Genomic DNA, 8,595 nt, shown 5'->3' with positions numbered 1-8,595 from the left:
CAAAAACTTCTGATGCTTCCTTTTGGCTCCTTCCTTTCTTTAGGTAATTTATTACTTTCTTCCTTAAATCTTCACTATATGGACTTGTTGACATTTTTCCTTGTATATTATCTTATTATTGCACCTAATACTATATGATTTACTATAGTGTTTAAATATTCGACTTTATCTAATAGTTTTTTAGAGTAAACACAAACTTCAAACTTTTCTTGCCAAGAGCTTAAATCTTCCATAAAAGTTATTTCTTCATTTATTGTTAATAGTTAGTTGATTACAATTATAGTGAAAATTAAAAAATTGCAATAACAAATAGCTTTTTAACTTTAAATATATTAATAACTTTTGGTTATTTTGTATTTTAGCAACTATCATTTTACTTTATTAGCTGTTTCAGCTTCTACTTTCTGCGATAATTTATACTTTACTGTTTTTTCTTCTGCATAGTTGAAAAGCTAGTAAGAATAACAGCAATAAGTAATAATATTTTATTTTGAAATCGAGGGAAAGAAACCTCTTCAAACTCTGATTTCTACAATTTTTTAATCAAGTAATTTACTATTAGCGATAGATAAGGCTAATTAGCTCAAAAAAACTATATATAATTTTAGGTATAGATATTATTACGAAGATGTTGTTGTATAGGTGTCATACCGTGGCTTGTGACCACAATATGGCATTGTTACCCGGTATCGAATCATTATTGTGAGCATTTGCTCGGAGCATGGCAATCTAGGCAGTGTGAGGAAAAATTAATTTAGTATTTTTTTACTGGATTGCTTCGTTAATTACTTCCTAATTTTCTCGCAGTGATAAACTAATCTATACTTAGTTAGGAATGCCATTTTACAAAGATACTGTTTTCCTTGATAGGTTTAACTATTGTAACATTTAAGACTGGAAAGCTTGAGTTTAAGCTTCATTCATTGTTTGATGTTTTTGTTGAAATACTAAAAACTTGCGATTGGTGGGCGATGACGGACTCGAACCGCCGACACTCTCGGTGTAAACGAGATACTCTACCAGCTGAGCTAATCGCCCATATTTTTTATTAATTAGTAAAATAACATTATTTATAATTAATAAGAAGTACCTATAAATAATTTAGCAAAATTGTATTAGTTTTTGCTTTTAAATTACCTATAAAGTGTTATTTACTTTCATTTATACTTTTTATTTGTCTTGATAATCTACTGATTTTTCTTGAGGCGGTATTTAATTTAATTATATTTTTCTTCACACCTTGCATTATCTTAGATTGAGCAACAGATAAAGCTAAGTTAGCGTTTTCTTTATTACCAAGACTGATTTCATGTACAACTTTCTTTATAAAAGTTTTTATTGCACTAGATCTTTTTTTATTGATTAGAGTTCTTTTTACTGTTTGTCTAGCAGCTTTTTTTGCTGAAGAATGATTAGCCATTACCGAGTCCTTTATATTTAATTTTTAATATCTTCATTAATATATTGCTGTATATTCCCTTTAGCATTAACATCTCTATCTACAAATTCAATATATGCTATCGGTGCTAAATCACCATAACGGAATCCAGTCTTTATTATTCTAGTATAACCGCCAGGTCTATCTTTATATCTAGTACCTAAAATATTTATAAGCTTTTCTACTGCTTTTTTATCTTTTATTTTTGATAAAACGCTTCTTCTTACCGTTAAATTAGCTTTTTTAGCTTTAGTAACTAAAATTTCAATGTAAGGTCTTAATTCCTTAGCTTTTGGTAGAGTAGTTTTAATTTGTTCATGAGTCACAAGTGCTACAGCCATATTAGCGAGCATTGCTTGCCTATGACTACTTGTTACATTTAACTTTCTGCCTTTAATTTTATGTCGCATTTTTATTAGTCCTTAATTATAAGAATCTTCATAACGTTTAGATAATTCCTGAATATTTTCTGGTGGCCAATCTGGTACATCCATACCAAATCTTAAATTAAATTTTGCCAATATTTCTTTAATCTCATTTAAAGATTTTCTACCGAAATTTGGGGTTCTCAGCATATCGGATTCTGTTCTTTTTACTAGATCCCCTATATATATTATATTATCATTTTTCAAACAATTTGCTGATCTAACCGATAATTCCAATTCATCAACTCTCTTAAGTAAATAAGGTGAAAACGGTAAAGCATCAGTTTTAACCTGCTTATCCTCTTCCTGTTCTTCAAAAGAAATAAACAATTGTAATTGCTCTTGTAAGATACGTGCAGCTAAACCTACAGCCATCTCAGGTAATAAATCACCATTAGTTTCTACAAACATAATTAATTTATCATAGTCGGTAACCTGGCCTACTCTAGTATTTTCTACCTTATAAGTAACACTCTTTACCGGATTAAATAAAGCATCTATAGCTATTTCACCAATAGGTAAGTTATCCTCATAACTATTTGTACTAAGTGTGTATCCTTTACCAACCTTACAAGTTAATTCTATTTCAAGCTGCTTGTTCTTAGCTAGATTACAAATTATATGATCCGGATTTAGTATTTCTACATCATGCCCTGTTTCAATCATACCGGCTGTTATAACACAAGGTCCTGTTGCTTTTAACTTGATGATGCGTTTTTCCGCAACATGCATTTTTACTTCAATACCTTTAATGTTTAAAATCACTTCCGATACATCTTCTTTTACACCTGGTATAGAAGAAAATTCATGTTCTATACCAGGGATTTTTATAGAAGTGATAGCTGCTCCTTGTAAAGAAGAAAGTAATACTCTTCTCATAGCATTACCGAGTGTTAAACCCAAACCTCTTTCTAAAGGTTCAACTACAATTTTAGCTTTATTATTGGTTTCCGGAAAATTTTCATAAGCGGCTTTATTCGGCTTTATTAAAGTATTCCAATTTTTACTTAACGATAACATTTAATACCTATGATTCTCTTATACTCTTCTTCTTTTTGGCGGTCTTACTCCATTATGAGCAATTGATGATACATCTAAAATTGATGTAACCACAAAATTTTGTCCAAATAAAGCTCTCATTGCCGATTCACGCTGAGCTCCAGGTCCTCCAATTCTAATAGAAATAGTTTTTAGACCATATTCTTTTGCTTTTTCTGATGCCCTATCAATTGTTACTTGAGCTGCATAAGGTGTTGCTTTTCTTGCCCCTTTAAACCCATTACCTCCTGCAGATGCAGAAGAGATAGCATTACCTTGAATATCAGTAAATGTTACTATAGTATTATTAAATGATGCTCGGATATGCACAACACCCAGAGTGATAGTTTTTTTCTTTTTCTTAACTTTAACCGTCTGATTCATTATTTATACTCTATACTTAAACTATTATTTTACAGCTTTTTTCTTTCCGGCTATCGCAATAGCTTTACCTTTTCTAGTTCGAGCGTTAGAATGGGTATTCTGTCCTCTCACCGGCAATTTACGTATATGTCTAAGCCCTTGATAACATCTTATATCTTTTTTCTTTTTAATATTAAGTGTAACTTCTCGTCTTAAATCACCCTCAACTTTATATTCACTTTCAATAATATTACGTAAGCTTATTAGCTCTTGATCCGTAAGTTCTTTAACTTTTTTATCTTTCGATATTTTTACTTTATTACAGATCTCTGCTGCCATAGTAGGCCCAAGACCGTAAATGTAAGTTAAACTCACAACTAAACGTTTATTATCGGGAATATTAACACTTGCAATTCTTGCCACAAATAGTCTCCAAATTTTACTAGTAACTAGAAAATAATATAAAAATCTTTAATAAAGTCAATTTATTTTTAATATTTTCTGTATATCAATTTCTATTTCTTGTTCATTTTTACTTCCATTAACTATATAAAAATTACCACTATTTTTATAATAATCTATTAACGGATATGTTTCTGTTTTATATACTTCAATTCTTTTTTTTATTACTTCTTCAGTATCGTCTTTTCTATAATCAAATGTACTTGAACCGCAAACATCACATACATTATCAGTTTTAGGCTGCAAGAAGTAACTATTATATATTTTACCACAATTTTTACAACTATATCTCCCTAAAACTCTTTTAATTAACAACTCATCCGAAACATCAAAATATATTATTTTAATTTCTTCTGTAATAAATGATTCAAAGAATTTCGCTTGCTCTAAATTACGTGGATATCCATCTAATATATAACCATTTTTATATTCAGAGGATAATAAAAAATTTTTGATTACATAATTAACTATTTCATTAGGGATAAGCTCTCCTTGCTTAACATAGTTATTAATTAACTCTGCTTCACTAGTTGATGTTTTAATAATTGTTCTAAATATATCACCGATTGCTATATGTGGTAAATTAATTTTTTTAGCTATCTTTTTCCCTTGTGTTCCCTTTCCGGCTCCTGGAGGACCTAAAAAAATTACTATCACTACTTAAGCTCATTTTAATTTTTTAATTTTACTTTCTTCATTAAACCTTCATACTTACTACTAAATAAGTAAGTTTGAATCTGAGTCATAGTATCAAGTACCACGTTCACTACAATTAAAAAACTTGTACCTCCTAAAGAAAGAGAGATTACATACTTATTCATTAATAGCTCTGGAATTACACATATTACACTTAAATATATCCCGCCTATAACCGTAAGCCTTGTAAGTATATAATCAAAATAATCAGACGTATTTTTCCCCGGTCTTTTACCAGGAATATAAGCACCGTATTTTCTTAAATTATTAGCAGTTTCTTCAGAATTAAATACTATTGCAGTATAAAAAAAACTAAAAAACATAATTAATGCTACATACAATAAAATATATACGGGTTTTCCATGCCCTAAATAATAAGTAAGCATGCCCATAGCTTCTGAATTACTATTAGAAAAATTAGCAAGCGTAGCAGGAAACAGTAAAATTGAACTAGCAAATATTGGAGGTATTACACCTGAAGTATTTAATTTAAGAGGCATATGCGTCGCCTCTCCCCCATAAATTTTATTTCCTACTTGTCTTTTAGGATACTGCACCAATAATTTCCTTTGGGCTTTTTCAAAGAATATAATTATAGCTATTAATACAACTACTCCAATACAAACAGCTATCGCTATTAAAGGCGACAATACTCCTTTTCTTGATAATTCAAACATACTAATAATAGCACTAGGTACTCCAGAAATTATACCTATAAATATAATTAAAGATGTACCGTTACCTATTCCGCGTTGTGTAATTTGTTCTCCTAACCACATTAATAGCATAGTGCCTACAACCAAAGTAATTACGGTTGTAACTCTAAAGAAGAAACCCGCTAAAATTACTACAGGACCGGTATTTGTTACAATTGACTCTAAACTTATAGCAACGCCGTAAGCCTGAAAAGAAGCAAGCAAAACTGTTAAATATCTCGATAACTGATTTACTTTTCTTTTACCGACTTCCCCTTCTTTTTTTAAATTTTCCAAAGGTTTATATGCAACTGACATTAATTGGATAATAATTGAAGCGGTAATATACGGCATAATTGCTAAAGCAAAAATAGACATTCTACCTAGCGATCCTCCGGATAGCATATTAAACATTCCAAGTATTCCGGATTGATTCTTTTCAGCCACACTACTTAAAGCAATTGAATCTATACCAGGTATAGGTATAAAAGATCCAAATCTACATACTATAAGAATGAGAATAGTGAAAACGATGCGACTGACTAAATCATTACTGGATTTTTTAGAAAAATTTTGCCCCATATATTATAATAATTTTCCGCCTGCTTTCTCGATTAAATCCTTAGCTTTAGAAGAATACGCATCTAATTTTAATGATAGAGGAGAAGCAAAATCATCACTACAAATAGATAATAATTTCACTAACTTCTTATTATTTTTATTATTAATTACTCCAGCTTCTATCAATTTTTCCTTAGTAATGGTATCAGCAGCATTTAAATACCCATTGGCTAATGCTTCTTCAATATTATAAATATTTATTATATTGTATTTTTTAGTTGAGATACAATTAAATCCTCTTTTAGGTAGTCTTTTTATCATAGGCGTTTGACCGCCTTCAAAACCTTTTATTGCAACACCGGATCTAGATTTTTGACCTTTAACTCCTCTACCGCCGGTTTTCCCTTTACCGCTACCAATACCACGTGCTATTCTTTTCTTATTTTTTTTAGCACCTATATTATTATATAATTCATTTAATTTCATTTAAAAACTCTAACTACATATTTTCTATTTTTAACAAATGCTTTACTTTTTCAACCATTCCTTTGATTGAATTAGTATTTTCAAGAGTAACAGTCTTATTAATTTTGTTTAAACCAAGACCAACTAACGTCGATCTTTGATCATACTTACGACCTATAGCACTTTTAACTTGAGTAATTTTTATATTACTGATCTTATTATTCATAACTTCACCTTACTCCGTAATATTATTCATTAACTTGAATATCAGAAGATTTTACAGATATTTCATTTACTTTTTTATCTCTTCTCATAGCAATAGATTTTGGTGATGCAAGTTTATTTAATGCATCAAATGTTGCAGAAATCATTGCATAAACATTAGTTGAGCCTATTGATTTAGCAACAATATCATGAACACCTAAAGAATCAAAAATTGCTCTCATAGAACCACCTGCTATAACGCCTGTACCTGCTTTAGCCCTTCTTAAAATCACTTTAGCGGCACCACTTTTACCTACAACATCATGATGAATAGTTCGATTTTGATATAATGGAACTTTCATCATTCTTTTTTTAGCAGCTTGCTTTGCTTTTCCTCGGGCTTCGTTTACTTCTTTAGCTTTCCCGTGCCCTGCTCCAACTCTACCTGCTTTGTCACCGACAACCACATAAGCAGAAAAAGCAAACCTTCTACCGCCTTTTACTACTTTCGTAACTCTATTTACGTCGACTAAAACTTCGCTTAAAGTCTCTTCGTTTTTTTTAACTTTAGACATTACTACAACCTATATAACCTAAAATTTTATTTTCTTTCTAGCTGCATCAGCGAGAGCTTTTACAACACCGTGATATTTATAACCGCCTCTATCAAATACTACTTCTTTTATCCCTGCAGAATCAGCTTTTTTTGCTATTTCTTCACCTACTTTGATAGCATTTTCAATATTACAATGAGATTTTTTTAATTTTTTTATTTTCTCATCTAAAGTTGAAGCGGAAGCAATCGTTATAGACTTAGAATCATCAATAATTTGTGCATATATATGTCTACCTGACTTAAATATTGATAATCTAACTCTATCAGATGTTTTAGATATTTTATGTCTTATTCTACTTCTTCTTTTTTCAAATTTTAGCTTAGCACTACGCATATTTAACTCTTAAATTTAATTTTTCTTCCCTTCTTTACGCGGTATAAATTGATTTTCAAATTTAATTCCTTTTCCTTTATAAGGCTCAGGCGGTCTCTGTTTTATAATAATTGAAGCAAATTGTCCTAGCTTTTCTTTATCTGTTCCCTCAAGAATAATAATATTCTGCTTAGGCACATCTATTTTAATATCTGAAGGTATTTCAATTTTTGTGTTATGACTTTTAGCAAGCATTAAATTTAAATATTTACCTTTTACCATTGCCCTATAACCGACTCCGTTAATTTCAAGTTTAAGTTTAAACCCTTCTTTAACGCCGGTAACCATATTAGATATTATGCTTCTTGCAGTACCCCACATAGCACGTGCATTTTTATTTGCGACTAAAGGTTTTACTAAAAGCTTATTTTCTGCCAATGAAATTGCTATATTACCTTTAAAAGTTTTTGATAGCTCACCTTTAGGTCCAGATATTTTTACTTCTAAATCATTTAAACCAACTTTTACACCTTCAGGTATAGTAATCGGCAATTTTCCAACACGTGACATTATTTTTACCTTAAAATACTTTACAAATTACTTCGCCGCCGACATTTTTAATATGAGCCTCTCTATCAGACATAACACCGTAAGGAGTAGAAAGAATATATATACCCATATTATTATAATATCCTTTCAAATCTTTAATAGCAGAGTATACTCTCTTTCCAGGCTTTGATACTTTATGAATTTCGCATATAGAAGCATCACCATTAGCAGAGTATTTTAAAGCTACCTCAGTATAACTAATATTATTTTTTTGAGTAGTTACATAATTTTTTATGTAACCTTCTTTTTGCAAAACATCTAAAATTGAAGTTTTAATTTTAGAACTAGGAAAAGAAACATTTATCAATTTACTTTTATAAGCATTTCTAATTCTAGTTAACATATCTGCTACATTATCCGTCATTGACATATATTTACCTATCGACTTTTACCAACTTGACTTAACTACACCGGGAACTAAGCCTCTGCCTACTAATTCCCTAAGCTTATTCCTAGATATACCAAATTTTCTTGTAACACCTCTTGGTCTACCTGTAAGCTCGCATCTATTTCTTATTCTAGTAGATGATGAATTTCTAGGTAATTGCGCAAGCGACATTACTAAAGAAAAACGCTCTTCTAATGAAATATTTTTATCGTAAATTTTACTTTTTAGTGCTAAACGTTTATTATGCAAGCTTTGTGATTTTTTTTTCCTACTTTCGTTCTTTTTTATCGAACTTACTTTTGCCATTATATATATCCTAAAA

15 protein-coding genes, 1 tRNA gene and 1 pseudogene are annotated in these 8,595 nt (G+C 30.1%); all 17 read right to left on the bottom strand.

The window, feature by feature from the left end:
• Positions 1–94: IS630 transposase-related protein (locus AC1Z7D_RS00640; protein WP_482601266.1), on the bottom strand; the 94-nt coding region annotated here is incomplete at its 3' end.
• Positions 95–128: 34 nt separating this feature from the next.
• Positions 129–242 (bottom strand): annotated as a pseudogene (locus tag AC1Z7D_RS00635) (HD domain-containing protein); the annotation flags it as partial.
• 720 nt (positions 243–962) lie between these two features.
• Positions 963–1,038: transfer RNA gene (locus AC1Z7D_RS00630), tRNA-Val, on the bottom strand.
• Between the two features lie 109 nt (positions 1,039–1,147).
• The gene (gene rpsT, locus AC1Z7D_RS00625) at positions 1,148–1,420 is read right to left on the bottom strand and encodes a 30S ribosomal protein S20 (RefSeq protein WP_482601264.1); all 273 of its coding nucleotides are present in this window, start codon (positions 1,418–1,420) and stop codon (positions 1,148–1,150) included.
• 17 nt (positions 1,421–1,437) lie between these two features.
• A complete protein-coding gene (gene rplQ / locus AC1Z7D_RS00620) occupies positions 1,438–1,848 on the bottom strand; it encodes a 50S ribosomal protein L17 (protein WP_482601263.1) in 411 nt (136 codons plus the stop codon).
• 12 nt (positions 1,849–1,860) lie between these two features.
• Complete coding sequence (locus tag AC1Z7D_RS00615; protein ID WP_482601262.1) at positions 1,861–2,883, bottom strand: DNA-directed RNA polymerase subunit alpha; 1,023 nt, start codon at positions 2,881–2,883, stop codon at positions 1,861–1,863.
• Between the two features lie 18 nt (positions 2,884–2,901).
• Positions 2,902–3,285 carry a 30S ribosomal protein S11 gene (gene rpsK / locus AC1Z7D_RS00610; protein ID WP_341787599.1) on the bottom strand — a complete coding sequence of 128 codons (384 nt, stop codon included), beginning with the start codon at positions 3,283–3,285 and terminating at the stop codon, positions 2,902–2,904.
• A gap of 24 nt (positions 3,286–3,309) precedes the next feature.
• Positions 3,310–3,687 (bottom strand): 30S ribosomal protein S13, encoded by a 378-nt coding sequence (rpsM, locus tag AC1Z7D_RS00605; protein WP_482601261.1) that lies wholly within the window; start codon positions 3,685–3,687, stop codon positions 3,310–3,312.
• A gap of 57 nt (positions 3,688–3,744) precedes the next feature.
• Positions 3,745–4,383 (bottom strand): adenylate kinase, encoded by a 639-nt coding sequence (locus AC1Z7D_RS00600; protein WP_482601260.1) that lies wholly within the window; start codon positions 4,381–4,383, stop codon positions 3,745–3,747.
• Positions 4,384–4,397: 14 nt separating this feature from the next.
• On the bottom strand, positions 4,398–5,699 hold the full coding sequence (gene secY, locus AC1Z7D_RS00595) for a preprotein translocase subunit SecY (RefSeq protein WP_482601259.1): 1,302 nt from the start codon (positions 5,697–5,699) through the stop codon (positions 4,398–4,400).
• A gap of 3 nt (positions 5,700–5,702) precedes the next feature.
• Positions 5,703–6,164, bottom strand: a complete 462-nt coding sequence (rplO, locus tag AC1Z7D_RS00590) for a 50S ribosomal protein L15 (protein ID WP_482601258.1) — start codon at positions 6,162–6,164, stop codon at positions 5,703–5,705.
• A 13-nt stretch (positions 6,165–6,177) separates the two neighbouring features.
• Entirely contained in the window at positions 6,178–6,369 is a 192-nt protein-coding gene (gene rpmD / locus AC1Z7D_RS00585; protein ID WP_482601257.1) for a 50S ribosomal protein L30, read from the bottom strand.
• Between the two features lie 22 nt (positions 6,370–6,391).
• Positions 6,392–6,922, bottom strand: a complete 531-nt coding sequence (rpsE, locus tag AC1Z7D_RS00580; RefSeq protein WP_011270644.1) for a 30S ribosomal protein S5 — start codon at positions 6,920–6,922, stop codon at positions 6,392–6,394.
• Between the two features lie 18 nt (positions 6,923–6,940).
• On the bottom strand, positions 6,941–7,297 hold the full coding sequence (rplR, locus tag AC1Z7D_RS00575; RefSeq protein WP_482601256.1) for a 50S ribosomal protein L18: 357 nt from the start codon (positions 7,295–7,297) through the stop codon (positions 6,941–6,943).
• 15 nt (positions 7,298–7,312) lie between these two features.
• Positions 7,313–7,846, bottom strand: a complete 534-nt coding sequence (rplF, locus tag AC1Z7D_RS00570; RefSeq protein ID WP_482601255.1) for a 50S ribosomal protein L6 — start codon at positions 7,844–7,846, stop codon at positions 7,313–7,315.
• 10 nt (positions 7,847–7,856) lie between these two features.
• Positions 7,857–8,255 (bottom strand): 30S ribosomal protein S8, encoded by a 399-nt coding sequence (gene rpsH, locus AC1Z7D_RS00565; protein WP_482601254.1) that lies wholly within the window; start codon positions 8,253–8,255, stop codon positions 7,857–7,859.
• An 18-nt stretch (positions 8,256–8,273) separates the two neighbouring features.
• Positions 8,274–8,579 (bottom strand): 30S ribosomal protein S14, encoded by a 306-nt coding sequence (rpsN, locus tag AC1Z7D_RS00560; RefSeq protein WP_482601253.1) that lies wholly within the window; start codon positions 8,577–8,579, stop codon positions 8,274–8,276.
• Between the last annotated feature and the right edge of the window lie 16 nt (positions 8,580–8,595).

The sequence above is a fragment of the Rickettsia sp. genome (assembly GCF_965035265.1).
The sequence above is the reverse complement of the archived record's forward strand: the minus strand, read 5'-3'. Positions and strand labels throughout refer to the sequence as shown.